The 19,811-nt window shown below is 63.5% G+C and carries 18 protein-coding genes and 1 pseudogene; 10 read left to right on the top strand and 9 right to left on the bottom strand.

All coding sequences use genetic code 11. From position 1 onward, the window contains the following. Window positions 1-218: 218 nt before the first annotated feature. Complete coding sequence (locus VKR55_RS30755; protein ID WP_324409161.1) at window positions 219-1,670, top strand: NCS1 family nucleobase:cation symporter-1; 1,452 nt, start codon at window positions 219-221, stop codon at window positions 1,668-1,670. A 138-nt stretch (window positions 1,671-1,808) separates the two neighbouring features. Here VKR55_RS30755 and VKR55_RS30750 read toward each other — a convergent pair whose 3' ends face one another. Next, the gene (locus VKR55_RS30750) at window positions 1,809-3,290 is read right to left on the bottom strand and encodes an aldehyde dehydrogenase (protein WP_324409160.1); all 1,482 of its coding nucleotides are present in this window, start codon (window positions 3,288-3,290) and stop codon (window positions 1,809-1,811) included. 159 nt (window positions 3,291-3,449) lie between these two features. Next, complete coding sequence (locus VKR55_RS30745) at window positions 3,450-4,313, bottom strand: polysaccharide deacetylase family protein (RefSeq protein ID WP_324409159.1); 864 nt, start codon at window positions 4,311-4,313, stop codon at window positions 3,450-3,452. A gap of 267 nt (window positions 4,314-4,580) precedes the next feature. Between VKR55_RS30745 and VKR55_RS30740 the strand changes: the two genes are divergently transcribed. After that, window positions 4,581-4,865, top strand: a complete 285-nt coding sequence (locus VKR55_RS30740) for a hypothetical protein (RefSeq protein ID WP_324409158.1) — start codon at window positions 4,581-4,583, stop codon at window positions 4,863-4,865. Window positions 4,866-5,424: 559 nt separating this feature from the next. Here VKR55_RS30740 and VKR55_RS30735 read toward each other — a convergent pair. Next, the gene (locus tag VKR55_RS30735; RefSeq protein ID WP_324409157.1) at window positions 5,425-5,688 is read right to left on the bottom strand and encodes a hypothetical protein; all 264 of its coding nucleotides are present in this window, start codon (window positions 5,686-5,688) and stop codon (window positions 5,425-5,427) included. Window positions 5,689-5,981: 293 nt separating this feature from the next. Here VKR55_RS30735 and VKR55_RS30730 point away from each other — a divergent pair, with 293 nt between their 5' ends. Further along, the gene (locus tag VKR55_RS30730; protein WP_324409156.1) at window positions 5,982-7,397 is read left to right on the top strand and encodes an alpha/beta fold hydrolase; all 1,416 of its coding nucleotides are present in this window, start codon (window positions 5,982-5,984) and stop codon (window positions 7,395-7,397) included. Window positions 7,398-7,421: 24 nt separating this feature from the next. Here VKR55_RS30730 and VKR55_RS30725 read toward each other — a convergent pair whose 3' ends face one another. Beyond that, entirely contained in the window at window positions 7,422-7,841 is a 420-nt protein-coding gene (locus tag VKR55_RS30725) for a hypothetical protein (protein ID WP_324409155.1), read from the bottom strand. A gap of 860 nt (window positions 7,842-8,701) precedes the next feature. On the opposite strand from VKR55_RS30725, the gene VKR55_RS30720 reads away from it, so the two are divergent. Continuing rightward, entirely contained in the window at window positions 8,702-9,697 is a 996-nt protein-coding gene (locus VKR55_RS30720) for a P1 family peptidase (RefSeq protein ID WP_324409154.1), read from the top strand. Between the two features lie 11 nt (window positions 9,698-9,708). Here the strand turns inward: VKR55_RS30720 and VKR55_RS30715 are convergent, their stop codons facing one another. Beyond that, complete coding sequence (locus VKR55_RS30715) at window positions 9,709-10,488, bottom strand: EF-hand domain-containing protein (protein ID WP_324409153.1); 780 nt, start codon at window positions 10,486-10,488, stop codon at window positions 9,709-9,711. Window positions 10,489-10,740: 252 nt separating this feature from the next. Here VKR55_RS30715 and VKR55_RS30710 point away from each other — a divergent pair, with 252 nt between their 5' ends. Beyond that, window positions 10,741-11,118 (top strand): TfoX/Sxy family protein, encoded by a 378-nt coding sequence (locus tag VKR55_RS30710; protein WP_324409152.1) that lies wholly within the window; start codon window positions 10,741-10,743, stop codon window positions 11,116-11,118. A gap of 93 nt (window positions 11,119-11,211) precedes the next feature. Then, window positions 11,212-11,907, top strand: a complete 696-nt coding sequence (rpe, locus tag VKR55_RS30705; RefSeq protein ID WP_324409151.1) for a ribulose-phosphate 3-epimerase — start codon at window positions 11,212-11,214, stop codon at window positions 11,905-11,907. A gap of 35 nt (window positions 11,908-11,942) precedes the next feature. Here rpe and VKR55_RS30700 read toward each other — a convergent pair whose 3' ends face one another. From VKR55_RS30700 to VKR55_RS30685, 4 genes and pseudogenes are all read right to left on the bottom strand, one after another. Then, window positions 11,943-12,683, bottom strand: coding sequence for a metallophosphoesterase family protein (locus VKR55_RS30700; RefSeq protein WP_324409150.1), 741 nt, complete (start codon window positions 12,681-12,683; stop codon window positions 11,943-11,945). Window positions 12,684-12,787: 104 nt separating this feature from the next. After that, window positions 12,788-13,396 (bottom strand): hypothetical protein, encoded by a 609-nt coding sequence (locus tag VKR55_RS30695; RefSeq protein ID WP_324409149.1) that lies wholly within the window; start codon window positions 13,394-13,396, stop codon window positions 12,788-12,790. Beyond that, window positions 13,396-14,064 (bottom strand): hypothetical protein, encoded by a 669-nt coding sequence (locus tag VKR55_RS30690; protein ID WP_324409148.1) that lies wholly within the window; start codon window positions 14,062-14,064, stop codon window positions 13,396-13,398. The genes VKR55_RS30695 and VKR55_RS30690 overlap by 1 nt, the downstream gene beginning before the upstream one ends. Next, window positions 14,054-14,819: pseudogene (locus VKR55_RS30685) on the bottom strand (MotA/TolQ/ExbB proton channel family protein). The gene VKR55_RS30690 and the pseudogene VKR55_RS30685 overlap by 11 nt, the downstream one beginning before the upstream one ends. 197 nt (window positions 14,820-15,016) lie before the next feature. Between VKR55_RS30685 and VKR55_RS30680 the strand changes: the two are divergent. The 4 genes from VKR55_RS30680 (at window position 15,017) to VKR55_RS30665 (ending at window position 19,765) form a co-directional block, all read left to right on the top strand. Beyond that, window positions 15,017-16,387 carry a sensor histidine kinase gene (locus VKR55_RS30680; protein ID WP_324409147.1) on the top strand — a complete coding sequence of 457 codons (1,371 nt, stop codon included), beginning with the start codon at window positions 15,017-15,019 and terminating at the stop codon, window positions 16,385-16,387. Further along, a complete protein-coding gene (locus VKR55_RS30675) occupies window positions 16,384-17,034 on the top strand; it encodes a response regulator transcription factor (protein ID WP_324409146.1) in 651 nt (216 codons plus the stop codon). The genes VKR55_RS30680 and VKR55_RS30675 overlap by 4 nt, the downstream gene beginning before the upstream one ends. A gap of 155 nt (window positions 17,035-17,189) precedes the next feature. Further along, window positions 17,190-18,497, top strand: coding sequence for an adenylosuccinate lyase (purB, locus tag VKR55_RS30670; protein ID WP_324409145.1), 1,308 nt, complete (start codon window positions 17,190-17,192; stop codon window positions 18,495-18,497). A gap of 95 nt (window positions 18,498-18,592) precedes the next feature. Continuing rightward, window positions 18,593-19,765 carry a M20 aminoacylase family protein gene (locus tag VKR55_RS30665; protein WP_324409144.1) on the top strand — a complete coding sequence of 391 codons (1,173 nt, stop codon included), beginning with the start codon at window positions 18,593-18,595 and terminating at the stop codon, window positions 19,763-19,765. Window positions 19,766-19,811: the final 46 nt, after the last annotated feature.

Genomic DNA, 19,811 nt, shown 5'->3' with positions numbered 1-19,811 from the left:
CCACAGCACGGCCTTGCCGAGGGTAGGCAAGTTCTCCAGCCCCGATATCAGCGAAGTGAAATGATTGCCAGCGAGTTATCCCACCTTGCTCACAAAATGAACCCCGCCATGGGTCAGCAGAGTTTCGGTTTCGCTGATGGCCGACTCCATGTGTAGCTGGTGAAGCATCACAAAGCGTGGTTAAATCTGATTGTTATCAAAGGCCGTCGGAGGGAGTCATGGAGATCAAAAACGCGTCGCCCTCGCTCTACAATGAGGATTTGGCGCCCGCGAAGGTCCGCAATTGGGGGGCGTTCAGCATATTCAACGTTTGGACCTCGGACGTGCATAGCCTCTGGGGCTATTACCTCGCGGCGAGCTTGTTTCTCCTCTGTGGCAGTTTTGTCAATTTCATCCTGGCGATCGGAATTGGTTCGCTGGTCGTTTTCTTTTTGATGAGCCTTATCGGCCATGCCGGCGTCAAGACCGGCGTGCCCTATCCTGTTCTGGCGCGCGCCTCCTTTGGCGTTTGGGGCGCCAACGTTCCTGCCCTGGTCCGAGCGATCGTCGCTTGTTTCTGGTATGGCGCTCAGACCTCGGCCGCATCGGGCGCCATCGTTGCGCTTTTGACGCGCATGGAGGTCTTCAAATCGTTTCATGAATCGACGCACTTGCTTGGCCATTCCGGTCTCGAAGTCATCTGCTTTGTCGTGGTCTGGGCGCTGCAGCTTCTGATCATTCAGCATGGCATGGAGACGGTGCGCCGCTTCCAGGATTGGGCCGGGCCGGCGGTCTGGGTGATGATGCTGATCCTCGCGGTCTTTCTCTGCATCAAAGCGGGCGGCATCTCGCTGATCTCGCCGATTCCGCAGGACGTGCTGCTCGAAAAGACCAAGGACGTCGGCGTCTTTGGTGCGCCGGGCTCGCCCACCGCGCTGTTCGCGGTCGCCGCGACCTGGATCACTTACTTTGCGGCGTTGTACCTCAATTTCTGCGACTTCTCGCGCTACGCGCCGGACGTGGCCGCGGTGCGCAAGGGCAATATCTGGGGGCTCCCGGTCAATCTGATCCTGTTCTCGCTGGTTGCCGGCGTAACCACGATCGCAGCCTTCCACGTCTACAACGAAGTGCTGCTGCACCCGGACCAGATTTCGGCGAAGTTCGACAGCTGGTTCCTGGCGTTGCTCGCGGCAATTACCTTCGCGGTGGCGACGCTTGGCATCAATGTCGTCGCCAATTTCGTCTCGCCGGCGTTCGATTTCTCCAACGTGTTTCCCAAATACATCGACTTCAAGAAGGGCGGCTATATCGCGGCTTTGATCGCGCTCGCGCTCTATCCGTTCGCGCCGTGGGAAGGCAGCGCCGCTTCTTTCGTAGGCGTGATCGGCGCGACGATGGGGCCGATCTTCGGCATCCTGATGGTCGACTATTATCTGATTGCGAAGGGCGCAGTAAACGTGCCCGCGTTGTACCAGGAGGAAGGCGAGTATCGCTATCAGAACGGCTGGAATGTGAACGCCCTTGTCGCTGCAGCGGTTGGGGCCCTCTTCTCGTCCATCCTGCCCAACTTCACGTCCATCCTGCCATCCTGGTGGGGTGTCTATGGCTGGTTCTTTGGCGTTGCCATCGCAGGTGCGGTCTACTATGCGCTGCGCGTCGCGATGCCGAACCCAGTCGCAAGGACGGCCTGAGACTTCGGAGCTTTCAGCCTTGCGTTCCAGCCGCCGATCCTGGACGGCCCGCCGACATGATGGCTGCCTCCATGACGCCCCCGATCATCGACAAGCAACGCTTGCTCCGGTCGCCGCTATGAATGGACTGCCATCCGCTCAGCGCATGACGAACGGATTGGCCGGCACGTCCTGCGCGGTCGAGATCCAGACGCTCTTGGTTTCCAGATACTCGCGGACCGCGTCGATCCCGCTCTCGCGCCCGACGCCCGAATGCTTCATGCCGCCGAACGGCATCATGTAGCTGATGGCGCGGTAGGTGTTCACCCACACCGTTCCGGCGCGCAAGAGCTTCGGCACGCGGACGGCGCGCGCGAGGTCGCGCGTCCAGATGCCTGCGGCAAGGCCGTAGATCGTGTCGTTGGCGATGCGGATGGCGTCCTCCTCGGTGTCGAAAGAGATGATTGAGAGCACCGGCCCGAATACCTCCTCGCGCGCGATCCGCATGGTGTTGTCGACATCGGTGAAAATCGTCGGTTCGACGAACTGGCCGCCGGTGATGCCCGCGCCCGAAGCCGGGTTTCCGCCAAGCAGGCAGCGCGCGCCCTCCGCCTTCGCAACATCGATATAGTCGAGCACCTTCTTGTACTGGGCCGGCGTCGTGATGGGGCCGATATTGGTGTCGGCCAGCATGGGATCGCCGATCTTGGCGGAGCGCGCGAGGTCCAAGAGGCGCTCGACGAACTTGTCCTTGATCGAGCTCTGCACCAAGAGGCGCGATCCGGCGATGCAGGTCTGGCCCGTCGCCGCGAAGATGCCGGAGACCGCGCCGGCCGCCGCAGCGGAGAGATCGGCATCCTCAAAGACGATGTTGGGAGACTTTCCGCCGAGCTCGAGCGAGACGCGTTTGAGGCTACGCGCCGCAGCCTCGTAGACCTTGGCGCCTGTCGTGTCCGATCCGGTGAAGGTGATCTTGGCGACGCCGGGGTGCGAGATCAGCTCGGTGCCGATCTCGGGCCCGAAGCCGGTGACCACATTGAAGATGCCATCGGGAATGCCGGCCTCCTTCGTCAGCGCAGCGAATTCGAGCGTGCTGGCGGAGGTAAATTCCGATGGCTTGACGATGACCGCGCATCCGGCCGCCAGCGCCGCGGCGCATTTCCAGGCGACGAACAACAGCGGCGAATTCCAGGCCGTGAGTGCTGCGACGACGCCAACGGGCTCATGCGTCGTGTAGGCGAAGGTCTCCGGCTTATCGATCGGCACCAGGCCGCCTTCGAGCTTGTCGACGAGCCCACCGAAATACCACCACCATTCCGGATGGTAGCGAAGCTGGCCCAGCATCTCGGCCATCAGCTTGCCGTTGTCGCGCACCTCGATCTCGGCGAGACGCTCCGCGTTCGCAGCGACGAGGTCGCCGAGCTTGCGCATCGCCTTGCCGCGCGCGGATGCCGTCATCTTCGCCCACGGCCCGCGCCACATCGCTTCATTGGCGGCCTTCACCGCGCGATCGGCATCGGTTTTGGACCCCCGCGGAATCTTGGCCCACGGCTTGCCGCGATAGGGATCGATCGAATCGAACCACCCGCCGTTGGCGGGGTCGACATATTGGCCGTTGATATAAAGCTGGTACATTTTCATGATATCCTCCCGTCGAGGCAAGGCGATGGTTATGATTTGAGAACCGATATACTGCATTACGCAACGTGGATAAAACGAAGCCGCTTGGAAGAAGTGCTAAATTCGACCCGCTTCACGAGCGCTTGTGTCGCGACACGAAGTCGGCGGCCGCCCGCGGGCTCAAAGCAACGACAAGAAGTGGTCCGCGATCTTGCCGCGGGTGGTCACCCAGATGTCCTGACGATCGGCGCATTTCTTCGCGATTTCATCATAGGCCCACGCTCCGGCCGGCCGGCCATAACAATGGGCGTGGCAGAGCACGTCGAGGATGACGACGTCGTCCGTCGCTGCGAGCAGATGGCTCAATGCCTCATCGAACATGTCGACAAATTGCCGGGGCGTCCGCCCCCACCGCATCGCGTGCGACAGGTCGTTCAGCTCGATCGCCAGCGGGACCGCGACCAGCGCTCCTTCCGGATATGTCTGCAGATAGGGCAGATCATCGTCAAGGGCGTCACCCTGCCACTTGTAGCCATGTCGGACGAGGCGCCGAAAGGTATCGACGCCCGCCGTCGCGCGCGGACTGATCCACCCCGTCGGTTGCGCCCCGATGACCTTGGCAAGGCCGGTGGTCGCGCGACGCATGTAATCTTCATCTTCCTCAGGCGTCAGAGACGCGGGAACAAGATCCTGGGCATAGCCATGCGTAACGATCTCGTGCCCGGCGACGGCGACGGCTCGAACCCGGTCCGGGTCGCGCTCCGACAGCACCCCTGAAACATAGACATTCGCCGCAATTCCCGCCCGATCCAATATCGTCATCAAGCGGCGAATACCGACATTCGCGCCATAGCGGCCGTAGGAGTCCGCATTCAGGTCGAAGACCCCGGGACGCAACGGATTGCCCATCGGGCCAATCGCGGAAGCCCCCTGCTCGGTCCAGGCTTCATAGGCAACATTGAAGACGACGGCCACGTGGCGCTCCCCCGGCCAGCGCATGCGTGGCGGCGCACGGCGAATTTCAGGCTTGATGTCGTCGGACATGGTCGGCTCCCGTTCCGTCTAGAGCTCGGGAAATTGCCATGCGCGCGGCAGCCATGTCAGCCCCGTCAATGCGCATGAGGCCGGTATTGCGGCGCAAACACCATCGCACGGACTCTGCGGGCTCTGCGGGGTCCGACCGACGCACTTAGGTGAGCGCAATGGTTGGTCTGAACCGATATTCAGCAAGATTAAATCGCAAGCCGCGCTTTCGCCGCGGCAACCATCTGATGTTGCGCAGGTTCTGGAGTCTCAGAGGAGGAAATATCCATGAGACACAGAGTGGCTCTTGTTGCACTCGCCGCGCTTGGCGGCGCAGCGCTCACCTCGACTGCGGCTTCCGCAATGCCGAATGGTATTCCGCATGCCGACCGGATAGCCGGCCAGACCGCCAACATCGATCAGGTCCGCTGGGTCTGCGGCCCGTGGGGCCGCTGCCACTGGCGCCCGAACTGGTACGGCGCCTATGGCGCCTATCGCGGTGCTTACCCGGGTTGGCGATGGCGTCACCCAGGTTGGCGATGGCGTCACCCGGGGTGGCGATGGGGTTACTAGGCCGCTGTGCCCCCGGTGAGCGGACCTCTTGAGGCGTACCGCCTGCTTCGCAGAAGGGCACAATACGCTGATCGCCTATAACGCCTCTCGCAACAGGAATTGCCTTAAGTGCCAAGGTGCGGCGCCATGGCTGGCCGACCGCGAAGCGGAGCTGTTGCCGGTAGCAGCGTGTACACGACGTGAATGCCAGCCGAGCTGGTGGCCGACACCGAGCAGGATCGACACGTCATAAGCCCGACCTCCTGCAAGCGTCGCGGCTTTCCCATGCCAATGCGCTGGCTCCACGCCGGCGGCGATCTCTCTTGACGCAATAGTTTCCATCAGTGCGCGGATTGCGCGTTGATGCGCTCCGAACACCTGCTGCTTCGCCGGCTTGGCCCGGCCCAAGGACGTGGCCTAGATCGGAGTGCGATCGGTCGTGAGTTTTCTCACGCGCCGTCAACCGCGGTGCTGCGCAAGGCAGAGACGCAACCCGGCTCGTCGCTCGACCGCCTTATCCGAGCCGGTTTGGTGTTCCGCAGGGGCGTGCCCGCCTTACGTGACCTGGACGTGCAAGAGCTTAATACTGCGCGCCAGGCTGCTTGGTCTTTGAGGGTGCCGTGCCAGTGGTTTGGCCAGTCGTCCCCTTCGAGCGTGCCATGCCGGTGGTTTGCCCAGTCGTCTCCTTCTTCATGCGCCTCGCATGCTTCATATGCATGGTGTGCTTGGACATGTGCTTGGAGATCCCGGGCGACGCCTCGGGCGCGGGCTGCTGCGTCTGGGCCACTGCGCCGCCACCCGCAAGCGCAAGAGCGCAAGCGGATGCGAGAATGGGCTTCTTCATGCTTGTCTCCATGGGATGAGAAACAATCGCATTAACTGACGGACCGCCAAACGGTTCCATCCGCGAGCAACCCGCTCGCATCTGCATGTGGCGCAAGTCTGCGTCGGGTCAAACTCGGCCCAGCGGCACTGTTGGCAATGAGTCCGCCATTCCTCGAATCGCAGATGCTACGCCCTCGCCGCTGAACGGCCGCCTTGTCTCAGCTCCTCTCCCTCGACTGACAAGCGCCCTCTATGGACACGTTGTAGGCGTACTCGTAAGCTCAACAGCTCAGGACAAGCGGAACCGAGCCGATGCGGCAACACGTCGAGCGGCGCCTCGCAGCAATCCTCGCGGCCGACGTCGCGGGCTACAGCAAGTTGATGGCCGCTGATGAAGAGGGCACGCTCACGTCCTTGAAGGCACATCGGCGGGCGCTTAGCGACCCAAAGATCAAGCAGCACCACGGACGTATCTTCAAGACCACGGGGGATGGGGTCCTCGCCGAGTTTCCGAGCGTGGTCGATGCGGTCAGATGTGCCCTCGAAATTCAACGGGGGATGGCCGCACGCAATGCGAAGATAAGTCCTGACAGGCGCATCGAATTCCGGGTGGGCATCAACATAGGCGACGTGATCCAAGACGGCGGCGATGTGTTCGGCGACGGCGTAAACGTCGCAGCGCGGCTTGAAGGCATTGCCCCCCGCGGTGGTATTTGCATTTCTCGCCAGGTCCTGGACCTGATCGAGGGGAAGATTAGTCTCCCGTGCCGTGAACTCGGCCGACAGAACCTTAAAAACATCGCTCGACCGATAGAGGTCTTCCGCGTTGATATAGACGACGGCAGGCCGTTGGCGGCGCAGGTTCTTGCCAAATCAGACCTCAAGCAGGAGGTTCGGTATTGCAATGCGCCTGATGGTGTTCGGCTGGCGTATGCGAAGGTCGGGTCGGGGCCACCGCTCGTGCGATCGGCTCATTGGATGGGACATCTGGAGTACGATTGGGAGCTGCCGGTCTTCCGCTATCGCCTGCTCGAGCTGGCGAAATCATTTACGCTGTTTCGTTACGACGCGCGTGGCAATGGTCTCTCTGACTGGGACGTCGGCGACATATCCTTCGATGCGTGGGTGAGCGACATGGAGACAGTTGTCAATGCCGCTGGTCTCGATCGATTTCCCTTGATCGGATTTTCGCAGGGCTGCGCCGTCTCGATCGCGTACGCGGCAAAATACCCTGATCGTGTCTCGCACCTCGTGTTGTATGGTGGATTTGCAACCGGATTCAACAAGAGATCCAATACCACCGCCGCGGATCACGAGCGTTGGGCGGCCATGAAGACATTGATGAAGCTCGGATGGGGCTCGGACGACGCAACATTCCGTCAGTTGTTTACGTCCCAGATGATGCCGACTGCGACCCGAGAGCAGGCCGACGCATTCAACGAAATGCAGCGTCTGAGCGCTTCACCGGAATGCGCCGTGCGCTACTTAGAGACAGTCGGCGAGTTCGACGTCCGGCATTTGTTACCTCAGGTTCGGGCTCCGACCCTGGTGATGCATGTCCGCGACGATGCGCGGGTTCCGATTGCTTTGGGCCGCGAAATGGCCGCTTCAATTGCAAATGCTCGTTTCGTTGCGTTGCCGGGTAAGAACCATGTCTTGCTTGAGCAGGACCCAGGGGGCGCGCAGTTCTTTAACGAGCTGAAGAACTTCGTAAGTGGATCAGGTTGAGAGGTTCTCTACGGGCCTCGAACCTCAGCATCCCCGGCAGATGCTGGTGACGCCATGCCTGAGCAGCCGGTCATTCTCCCTGATCCGCGCCCTCTCGGCGATGCGCCGCTCGCGTGGCGACAGGTGCGACCACCGCACCACACGGCCCCGCGGTAGACGCACCAGCGCCGGTGCGGTCGAGGTGAGCGGCACAGCGCCAGGCGGCATCATCGGCGTGATGTTGGGCGGAGGCAGCGACGGCACCCTCGCCGCGTTGCCGATGCCCGAGGGGTCCCTGACCGAGCCGTTGAGTCCGTTGATATTTCCAGGCCCCGGCGCAATGCCGCTCACGCCTGCGTCTTGCGCGAGCGCGGGTGCCACGAGGAGCGTGAGCCCAACGGCGAGCCATGCGCCGGCGCGGCCTCCTTTGCGGAAGAAAAGCGATTTACCTCGAGCCTGGGCCATGGGAGCTTGATCCATTCGTTGCGCGCCCGTCGATCCAACACAAATTGCAGCGGACAGTTCCGCGCCCGGCAGGGCATTGGCGCAGTCGACGGGCAAATCATCTGCGATGACTTCGTATTATCGGAAGCGATGTCAAGCCCCTCGACGAAAAATATTTGTCTTCCGTTTTTCGGAAGACTGTGATTGATTGCCGCCATCCCGCCTCCAGATGAGGGACGTTGCGGCCAATCGTCACGAAACGTGAGGCGGAATGCGATGGACGCGTTGCGGCCGTGGGACGAACGGCGTGCGATGCGGACGGCGAAATCGCGTGGTCCTGGCGCCCCGACGCTGGCGTCAAGCTTCGCTCCTGATGATGGGCGAGGCGACGGAGGCTAACAAGCCCGGCACTCCGGGGAGATCGCGTATAAGTCGTAAACCATTGCGCAGGGAATGCCGGAGTGTGTTCGGTTGTACCTGTGGATTTCTCGTGTGCATTCTTCGCGCATTTCTCGCACACGAGGCTGCGGGTGCAACGGCACCCGGCATTCCCTGCGCCCTCATCTCTTCGAGGGCCACAAAATGATGCATGACTCGGGCATTCCGTGCCGCGAGGATGCGAACCTACGCCTTTATGTTGCAACTCAATATTCAGTGTCGTCCCGGACAAGCGAGCGCACGCGAGCGCCGATCCGGGACCCATAACCCCAGGATGGAGTAATGGGAACGGCCGTAACCAATAGCATGTATCAACAACAACCGCCTGTGGTTATGGATCCCCGCTTTCGCGGGGATGACGCCGGAGAGGCTGTTTGACATTCGAAGTGAAAGTTACCGATTATCCGGCATCAGCCGATCACCCTGCTTTGGACACTCCCACCTTGAAAAATCTCCTCACCGATATCGCCGGCGTCAGCGTCGGTCACGCCGACGATGCGCGGCTCGCTTCCGGGGTCACGGCGATCCTGTTCGACAAGCCCGCGGTTGCCGCGATCGACGTGCGCGGCGGCGGGCCGGGCACGCGCGAGGAAGCCCTGCTCCGACCCGAAAGCACGGTCGAGGCCATCGACGGCATCACACTCTCCGGCGGCTCGGCGCTGGGACTGGATGCGGCAGGCGGCGTGCAGGCCTGGCTTGCCGAGCAGGGCCGCGGCTTCAAAATCCGCGATGCCGTGATCCCGATCGTGCCGGGCGCGATCTGCTTCGATCTGCTCAACGGCGGCGACAAGAAGTGGGGGCGCTTTCCGCCCTATCGCAACCTCGGCTATGCCGCGGCTGCTGCGGCCGGCAAAGACTTTTCCCTGGGAAGCGTCGGCGCCGGCATGGGCGCGACCACGGCGACGCTCAAGGGCGGCCTCGGCTCGGCGTCGGCAGAAACCTCGACCGGCGCGCTGGTGGCGGCGCTTGCCGTGGTCAATGCAGTCGGCAGCGTAACCATCGGCGACGGCCCCTGGTTCTGGGCCGCGCCGTTCGAGATCGACGGCGAATATGGCGGCCGCGGCCTGCCCGCCTCGTTCATCCCGGACATGCTGGCGCTGCGGCTCAAGGGCAGATCAGCGGCGACGTCGGCGGAGAACACCACGATTGCCGCCGTTGTCACCGACGCGACGCTGACCAAAGCCCAGGCCAAGCGGCTTGCGATGATCGCGCAGACCGGGATGGCGCGCGCGATCTATCCCGTGCATGCGCCGCTCGACGGCGACGTGGTCTTTGCCGCAGCGACCTGCGAGAAGCCGATCGACCCCGTGGTCGGCCTGACCGAGCTCGGCGCGGTCGCAGCCAATGTGCTCGCGCGCGCGATCGCGCGCGGCGTCTTCATGGCGACCGCACTGCCCTTTCCAGACGCGCTGCCCGCGTGGCGGGATCGCTTTGGGTGATGCGCGCTATATCAGGCGCTGAGGGAAACCGACGAGGAGAGCGAAGCCGACAGCGACTGCGCCTCGCGCTGGATCATCTGCTCGATCCAGTTGTAGGACGAGGTGGCCGAGTTCGATCCGGAATTCGAGGAGCTCGAGGACGCGGGCGTCGTCATCGTGACCTTCGATCCATCGGCGTAGGTGATCGAGGTCGTGGTCGAGCCGTCGCTGTTGGTCACGGTCGTGCTGGAAGCGCCGGCGAGCGCCTGCGCCAGGGCATCGGCGCTGCCGTCCGCGCCGGTCGATCCACCGGCATCGGCGTGCATGTGATGATGACCGCCATGATGGCCCGCGCCCTGCAGCGCCGACTTCAGGTCGTCGAGTGTCACCGAGCCGGTGCCGTTGGAGAGCTTGTTGAACACGTCATCGGCGGCCGCGACGTTGGTGCCGCCGGCGCCGAGCGCGTTTTCGAATTCCTGCTTGCTGATCACGCCGTCGCCATTGCTGTCGATCTGGGAGAACAGATCCTTAAGCGCGGCGGAGGGATCGGTCGGCGCCGTGTTGGTCGTGCCCGACTGGCTTTGCGCCTGGATCAGAGCGCTCATGGTCTGCGGCGAGATCGTCGGCCCGACGGAGCCCGTGGAGAAGCCGCTCGAAATCTGGCCCTGGACCTGACCTTGGGCGCCGGCCCCGAGATCGAACGGGTTACCCTGGCTCGGGCTCGTGGACGAGGTGGCCGACGACGATTGCGAGGAAGTTAGCGATGACAGAGCATCTACGAGAGATCCGGCCGCACCAAGCGCAAACAACATGGCAGTACTCCGACACAGGCCGCGCAAGGCGGCTCGATTGCATTCGCGGGCTCATCGGGAGCAAGCGCCGTGCCATCAGCAAAACTCGAATGAAATGAGGGCTTTCCATGTCGTGCAGAGCGCCTCAACCCCGGCAAGAGCTGCCGCAGCGGCAGAATTTTCCACTCTCTCCCGTCGACCGCGGCCGCTGCCCCATTGATCTTTCGCGCCGCCCGAAGATGATCCGGGTGTCCAGATTCAGGAACCGTGCCGATGGCCTATGACGAAGAGCTCGCCGAACGCATCCGTAGACTGATGGCCGGCCGGCGCGGCATCACCGAACGGACAATGATGGGCGGGCTGACCTTCATGAACGCGAAGGGCCTATTCTGCTCCGCCAGCGGCAAGGGCGGGCTCCTGGTGCGCGTCGATCCGGCATCGCGCGACAGGTTCCTCGGCGAAGCCCATGTCGAGCCCGCGGATATCGGCGCACGCCGGATGACCGGGTTCCTTCGCGTCAGACCGGAGGGTTACCGGACCGAGCAAAGCCTGAAGAAATGGGTCGAGCGCGGACTTGCCGCTGTCGCCGACCGCGCCGTCGCCGCGAAGCCGAAAACGGCCAAGCGCAAGGCAGCCAAGCGTGGCAAGTAACAGGCCCAAGACCAGCCGGCACAAGGCCGCCGCATTGCCCATGTGCCCCACGCATGTTAGGCGGAGCGCTGGTTCTGCCTTCGGAAGCCGCCTATGTCGCTAGCGTCCCGCCCTCTCGTCATCGCGCCCTCGATCCTGGCGTCGGATTTTTCCAGGCTCGGCGATGAAGTCCGCGCCGTCGATGCCGCCGGAGCCGACTGGATCCATCTCGACGTGATGGACGGCCATTTCGTGCCCAACATCTCCTACGGCCCCGACGTCATCAAGGCGCTGCGCCCGCATACGAAGAAGATCTTCGATGCGCATCTGATGATCTCGCCCTGCGATCCCTATCTGGAAGCGTTCGCAAAGGCCGGCTGTGACCACATCACCGTGCATGTCGAGGCGGGGCCGCACCTGCATCGTTCGCTGCAGGCGATCAGGGCGCTCGGCAAGAAGGCCGGCGTCTCGATCAATCCGGGCACGCCGATCTCGGCGATCGAATATGTGATCGATATGATCGATCTCGTGCTGGTGATGTCGGTCAATCCCGGCTTCGGCGGCCAGGCCTTCATTCCCTCCGCGCTCGGCAAGATCTCCGATCTGCGCGCGATGACTGCGGGCCGGCCGATCGACATCGAGGTCGACGGCGGTGTCGCTCCCGACGTCGCGGGCCAATTGGGCGCCGCCGGCGCCAACGCGTTTGTCGCCGGCTCGGCCGTGTTCAAGGGCGGCACGATGGAAGCCTACACGAAGAACATCGCCGCCATCCGCTACGCCGCGGCAGGGGCGCGGGGCGAGGCGATCTAGCTGCGGAGCCGGCGGCGGCATCGAAATTTGGCGGCTCACCGTCCCCGCGACAGGCGATCGGCGAGGAAGGCCGGCAGGCCGTTGTCGCGGATGCGACTGGCGGCGGCCTCGACATCGTAGGCCACGCGCAAATAGGTCACGTCCCGCGACCCTGTGTCGAAGGTGAGGAAGCAGGCGTCCGGATTGTGATCGCGCGGCTGGCCGACAGAGCCCGCGACCACGAGCCACTGCCGGTCTTTGAGAAGCTGCACGGGAATGCCCTCCCTCGGCACAAAGGCCGTCATCCTGGCGCTGGCCGACAGCGAATAGAGCGCGGGCTGGTGGATGTGGCCGCAGAAGGTGATTTGTGCCGGCGTCGACATCATGCTGCGCGCAGCGTCCAGCGCCGACTGCACATAGCGCCAGCGCTTGGGGTTGGATGCTTCCGAATGAACATAGAGGCGGTCCTCCTCCTCGATGCTAAGCGGCAGCTCGGCCAGGAAGCGGCGCTGGCCGGTGCTGAGGCGCCCGCGGGTCCATTCGATCGCGGTCTGCGCCACCGCATTCATGGTCTCGCTCGGCGTTCCGATCGCCTCGTCATGGTTGCCGCGGATGGCGATCGCACCGGCCTCGACAAGGCCCATCGCGGTATCGACGGTCCATTCGGGATCGCCGCCGTAACCGACGAAGTCGCCAAGCAGGATCAGCCGCTCTGCGCCGCGAATGCGCGCCGCCTCGAGGCAAGCGGCAAAAGCATGCCGGTTGGCGTGGATATCGGAGAAGAGCGCCAGCAGCACGCCGTTCCTCCACTGTTCAAGCCAAGCCTTACATGGCTGAGGAATGAGAGGGAAATCAAGCGCGCACCGGCGCAGGCCAGTCTCCACCTCTGCGCAGGGTGGAGTTATTGTTGCTCGTCCTTGGGCGGCATGCGCGGCGGCAGCAGCGGCGTGAACGAGATGCCGTCACCGCCCCGCACGTCGGCTTTGAACTCGCCGGTCGAGGGATCACCACCCGACGTCTGGATGATAGTCTTGGGGAGAATATATTCCCGAGCCGCGTCGATCACTCCGCCTTCGCCCGTGCCAAAGTCGGCGGCGCGGCCGCCCTGGGGGTGCCCGGCGGCAATTGCATTCTGGGCCGTGTGGGTCTTGTCGGCGAGGGAATCGCTGTATGGCAGGCGGTAAGCTCTGGGAACGCCGCTCGGGCGATTGTCGTCGTCCAAGGCCTCGACCCAGAGATAGACCGAGCCCGGATCGCCCTCAACTGTAAGCGGGTCCACGATCCGCGCCTGCAGCAGCTTGAAGCGGGCCGGCAGCTTGTCAACGCTGGCCCAGCCCAGCAAATTGCGAGAGCCAATGAAACTGACGATATAAAACGCACTGGTGACGACGACGGCGATAGCCTTGGCCGGCCAAGGCAACCGCGCATAGACGAGGATCAGGAGCAGCAGTGCGCCGATCAGCGCATAGCTGATCGAGAGCGTGACAATGACTGATTGCAGGCTGTTCATCAGCGCAACACCCGAACGCGGGTTTTGGGATCGATGTCCGCGCCATTGGCGCGCACATTGCGGAACGTCTCCAGAAGCGATTTTGGCCGACGGAACACGTCGATCACCTTGCCCGCGGCGTCGACCCTGAACCGCACCGCGGTCTTCTCGTCGCCGGTATGATTGACGATCACCTTGTCATCGAAGATGACCTGCGCGGTCGGATTGAGCTTCTGCACCTTCACGGTTGCCTCCACGGGCAGCCCCGTGACCGCCTGGAAGTGCGAGACGTTTACGGTGTATTCGCCGGCGACGATGCCGCGCACGGTGACGATCTCCTCGCGGATCGGCGACGGGATTTTTCTGCCATTGACGAGGATGAAATCGTTGGCGCCGCCGCGATCATCGCGATCGAGGGTGAGGAAGCCGGCTTCGCGATGCCGATACCAGGCGATATTACCGAGCGGGTCCTGGACGAAGAGATCGAGGTCATCGGGATGATTGTCGGGCCAATCCATGGTGATGATGAACTCGGCCTTGGAATCGATCTTGCCCTCCTTGGTGTCGGGCGAAATCGTCAGCAGCGCAATGAAGAACAGGAAGGCGACCACCTGCAGCGCCTTGAACAGCATCACACTGAACGGATCGAACGGCTCCTCGCGTGGATAGAGCGTGAAGTCATCCATCATGATGCCGCTCCCGCTCCAGCGCGGGCGTGACCCGCGTCTCGGTCAGCACGACGGCATCGGAGAACACGCGCTGGGTCGCGGCATCGAGCATGTAGTATTGGATGCGAACAAGGATCGAGCCGACAAGGCCCGCCAGCGTCGTGTACATTGCGACCGCCATACCGCCGCTCATCAGACCCATCGAGGATTTCATCGCGACCTTGTCGGCGGCATCCAGGCCCGCAATCGGCGCCAGCATGATGATGAAGCCGATGATCGTCCCGAGCAGGCCGAGCTTCATCAACGTATCCGAGACGAAGGCGCCGAAGCCGTTGGAGCCTCGCAAGCGATCGGCCAGCGAGCGCAGGAGCAGGGTCTGGTCGATGCGCCCTGCGCCTTGCATGGCCGCCTTCGTGACGAGGCTCCGGATGTGATCGGTCACCATTCCCGCCGGCAGGGCGCGGGCGTCGGACGTCAGCGCCTTTGCGGTCGGGCGCCGACAGGACGGTAAGGCAGCGGCGTCCGGCCTCGGCCTCGCGTGCGATCGCCCGCGTCCGCCAGAAACAGTGACCGCAGGTGACGATGTAGAGGACGGCGATCAGGCTCGAAATGTAAGTGCGGTCGGAGGCGACCATCAGGTGGATGAAGCCATAGTACCAGAGCAGCATGGCGGCGAAGATGGAAAGCCCGGTGAAGATCATCCAGAGCAAGAGCGGCCCTCGCTCGGGGGCGTCTCTACCCGACAGATGGACCTGCGCGTTGCTGATCACACTCATGCCGCTTCAACTCGCGCCAGCGCGAGCCTCCGAAAACCGTCTGCCGACGCAGTTAAGCAGAGGCGCGGCGTACCGTCCAAAGAGATATGCCCAAACCTGGTTGGGAAATTTTCCCGATCACCGCGCGAAGCCAAGCTTGCGGTTGGCATGGGAACTCGGTGTTGTTAGGCTCGCCCAAACGCCCTGGAGGTGACCGCATGCGCCTCATGCTTCAGCTCATCGCCCGCCTGCTTGCCGTCGTTCTGTTATGTCTGGGAGCGGCGACGCTCTGGGCCACCTACGATGCTTATCGCAGTGTCGATCGGGCGACGGCGGCCTCCGCCCAGCGCGTCTCCCAGGCGATGGAAGCGCTCTATTGGCGGGAACTGCTGTTGCACAGGAGCAGGACGGCTCCTCAGCTTCTGCCGGTTCCCGAGTGGCGCACGTTCGGAACGATGAAGCTGATTTCGCCCGGCGTGTGCGTCCAACTGCTGCCCAAGACCGAATTCGAGAGGCCACTCTGTGGCCAGAGCAAGGGGATCGGCAAGCCGGCGCCGGCCTGGTTCGCCACGATCGTACATGGGCTGCTCGGCGACCACGCCGCCGTGACCCGCTCGATCAGCTCGCGCACCACGAGCGCGGGAACGGTGACCGCCATCGCCGACCCGGATGCCGCGATCTGGCTCGCCTGGGGGCACATTCTGGATAATATCGGAATCGCGCTGTTGATGGCAGTCGCGATCGCCCTCCTCGCCTCGTTGGCGGTTGCGCAGACGCTGGCGCCCGCCAGGTCCATCGTTGTCGCGCTGCAACGCATGGCGCGAGGTCAATACCGCACGCCGCTGCCGCCCTTCCGCTCGATGGAGCTTGCGATGATTGCCCGAGCGGTCGGCGAACTCGGCGAGCAACTCGCGCAGGCGACGGAACAACGCGCTGCCCTCACCCAGCGGCTCCTCGAAATCCGCGACGACGAAAGACGCGCACTTGCCCGCGAGCTGCACGACGAATTCGGCCAGAACCTCACCTCGATCCTCGCCTTCGCCAATACCATCGAGACGGCGAGCGCCGCAGATCAGGACAAGAACGGCATCGCGCAGGACGCCAGGATGATCTCGCAGGCAACGCTGCGGATCATGGCCAGCGTGCGCGATACGCTGAAGCGCTTGCGCAATCCGGCCGCCGAGGAATTGGGGCTCGAGGCGGGCGTCGTCAATCTCGTCGAAAGCTGGCGGTCGCAGCATCCGGCGCGGCCGACGGTGCAGCTCGACATGCAGGGCGACTTTGCCGACGTGCGGGGCCCGGTCGCTGCCACCGCCTACCGCGTTGCCCAGGAATGCCTGACCAACGCGCTCCGCCACAGCGCGGCGCGCGAAATCTCGCTGCGGATAGAACGGCGCTCGGGCGAGGAAGACGCGCTCCTGATCTGCGTCGAGGATGATGGCGGCGGCGACGCGGCGAGCGTGGCGAAGTCGACGGGTTTCGGCCTGACCGGAATGCGCGAGCGACTGGCCGCGCTGGGTGGGACGCTCTCAATCGCAGGGGCGAGGCGCGGACTCAGCGTCGCGGCCACCATCCCGATCGCGGCATGACGGCCGAGACGCACACCATCTCCATCCTCCTGGTGGACGATCATCCCGTCGTGCGCCAGGGTTACCGGCGTGTGCTAGAAAACCAGAGCGACTTTCGCGTCATCGCCGAGGCCGATAGCGCCACCAGCGCCTATGGCGCCTTCAAAGCGCACGCGCCCGACGTCGTCGTGATGGATATTTCGATGAAGGGCGCAAGCGGCCTGGAGGCGATACGGAATATCCGCGCGAGAAACCGCCACGCCCGCATTCTCGTCTTCAGCATGCATAGCGAGGCGGCACTGATAAAGGCCGCGTTCAACGCCGGCGCGAGCGGTTATGTGACGAAGAGCAGCGAGCCCGCCACGCTCGTCCGTGCAATCCGCTCGGTCGCGCGCGGCGAGCGCGCGATGAGTGATGATGTCGCCCATATCCTTGCAGAGGAAAGCCTGGACCCGTCGCAATCGCTCATCGACCGTTTGGGGGAACGGGAGGTCGAAATCCTGAGGCAGCTTGCGGCCGGCTCGACCACGGAAGAGATCGCCGCTAACCTCAATCTCAGCCCCAAGACGGTCCAGAACTATCACTATCTGGTCAAGGCCAAGACCGGCCTCAACACCGACGCCCAGCTTGTCCGGCTGGCCGTCGCATGCGGCCTGGCCAATCTGTAACTCCCTGCCTGAATTGCCGATTCCGGCCCCGTCGTTTTCCACCGCCAAAGCCCTTTCAGGTGGCCTCCCGAAGGCTGATCTGCTAAAGCGCGGCGTAAAAAACATTTGGCTGGAGTCGTCCCCCGATGCTGGCCCCACTTGGTTCGGAGCTTTCAATGATCCCCCGCTACACCCGCCCGGAAATGGCCGCGATCTGGGAGGCGCAGACGCGCTTCAAGATCTGGTTCGAGATCGAGGCGCATGCGGCGGATGCCCTCGCCGAACTCGGCGTGATCCCGAAGGAGGCCGCCAGGACGATCTGGGCCAAGGGCAAGAACGCCACCTTCGACGTCGCACGCATCGACGAAATCGAGCGCGAGACCAAGCACGACGTCATCGCCTTCCTCACCCATCTCGCCGAGATCGTCGGCCCCGAGGCACGCTTCGTGCACCAGGGCATGACCTCGTCCGACGTGCTCGATACCTGCCTCAATGTCCAGCTTACGCGCGCGGCCGACATCCTGATCGAGGACATCGATCGCGTGCTGGCAGCGCTGAAGAAGCGGGCGTTCGAGCACAAGATGACACCAACCGTCGGCCGCTCGCACGGCATCCACGCCGAGCCCGTCACGTTCGGGCTGAAGCTTGCCTATGCCTATGCCGAGTTCACCCGCGCCCGCGAGCGGCTGAAGCTCGCGCGCAAGGAGGTCGCGACCTGCGCCATCTCGGGCGCGGTCGGCACCTTCGCGCAGATCGATCCGCGCGTCGAAGAGCATGTCGCCAAGGCGATGGGCCTGACGCCCGAGCCGGTGTCGACCCAGGTTATCCCGCGCGACCGCCACGCGATGTATTTTGCCACGCTTGGCGTCATCGCCGCCTCCGTGGAGCGGCTCGCGACCGAAATCCGGCACCTGCAGCGGACCGAAGTGCTGGAGGCGGAGGAGTTCTTCTCGGAGGGCCAAAAGGGATCCTCCGCCATGCCGCACAAGCGCAACCCGGTGCTGTCGGAAAACCTCACCGGCCTGTCGCGCATGGTTCGGGCCTACGTCACGCCGGCGCTGGAGAACGTCGCGCTCTGGCACGAGCGCGATATCTCGCACTCCTCGGCCGAGCGCATGATCGGGCCGGACGCTACCGTGACCCTCGACTTCGCGCTCAACCGCCTGGCAGGGCTCGTCGACAAGCTCCTGGTCTATCCCGCCAACATGCAGAAGAACCTCGACCGGCTCGGCGGCCTCATCCATTCACAGCGGATTCTGATCGCGCTGACGCAGAAGGGCGCGAGCCGCGAGGATTCCTACAAGTTGGTGCAGCGCAATGCGATGCCGGTCTGGCGCGGCGAAGGCGACTTCCGCACGCTGCTCAAAAAGGACCCTGAGGTGAAGAAATACCTCTCTGATGCCGAGATCGACGAGCAATTCGACCTCGGCTATCACTTCAAGCACGTCGACACGATCTTCAAGCGCGTGTTCGGCGAGGCGTAACGCCCCAGAACAGACTAGACTTTTCTCGACGTGGCGGAGCAAGCTACGCTGGAACGCCTTTAGAATTGACCGGTTTCAAGGATACGGATCGACACATGCCCATCGTCAACCGCATTGCCGCCCTCGCAGATGACATGGCCGCCTGGCGGCATGATTTCCATGAGCACCCGGAATTGCTCTACGAGGTGCATCGCACCGCCGGCATCGTCGCCGACAAGCTGCGCGAATTCGGATGCGACGAGGTCGTGACGGGTATTGGACGCACCGGCGTGGTCGGCGTGATCCACGGCCGCAAGAACACTTCTGGCCGGACCATCGGTCTGCGGGCGGACATGGACGCGCTGCCGATCGAGGAGACCTCGGGCGTGCCCTACGCATCCAAGACGCCGGGCCTGATGCATGCCTGCGGCCATGACGGCCACACCGCCATGCTGCTGGGTGCTGCGAAATATCTCGCCGAGACACGCAATTTCGACGGCACCGCGGTAGTCATCTTCCAGCCGGCCGAAGAAGGGGGCGCCGGCGGCAAGGCCATGGTCGACGACGGGCTCATGACCCGCTGGGGCGTTCAGGAGGTCTATGGCCTGCACAACATGCCGGGCATCCCCGAAGGCCATTTCGCCATCAACTCCGGAGCGATGCTCGCGGCGGCCGACAGCGTGGAGATCAAGGTCACCGGCAAGGGCGGCCACGGCGGGCTTAGTCCGCACAAGGCCGTCGACACCGTCCTGATCGGAGCGCAGATCGTCACCGCCTTGCAGTCGATCGTTGCGCGCAATGTCGACCCGCTGAAGTCGGCAGTGGTCTCGATCACCATGTTTCACACCGGCACTGCCTTCAACATCATTCCCGAGACCGCGGAACTGAAAGGCACTGTGCGCGCGCTGGATCCTGCCGTGCGCGATCTCCTCGAGCGCAGGATCGGCGAGATCGCCGACAGCATCGCCCGAGCTTACGGTGGATCGGCGGAGACGAAATATACCCGCATGTATCCTGTGACGATGAATCACGCGCAGCAGGCGGAGGTGGCGGCCGAAGTGGCTCGCGATGTCGTCGGCTCCGACCACGTGAATGACCGCGTCCTGCCACTGATGGGCGGCGAGGACTTTGCCTTCATGCTGGAGGCCCGCCCCGGCGCGTTCGTTTTCCTGGGGATGGGCGATGGCAATGAATGCCATCACCCGGCCTACCGCTTCAACGACAACGTTCTAGGCCACGGCGCATCGTATTGGGTGCGCCTGATCGAGAAGTCGATGCCGGCAGGGTAAAATCATTCGAAATCGCTTGCTCACCTGCAAGATCGAACCCGATAAA

Origin of the sequence: Bradyrhizobium sp., assembly GCF_035309285.1 — a bacterium.
Taxonomy (GTDB): Bacteria; Pseudomonadota; Alphaproteobacteria; order Rhizobiales; family Xanthobacteraceae; genus Bradyrhizobium.
Note: the sequence above shows the minus strand (reverse complement) of the source record. Positions and strands in the feature narration are given on the sequence as shown.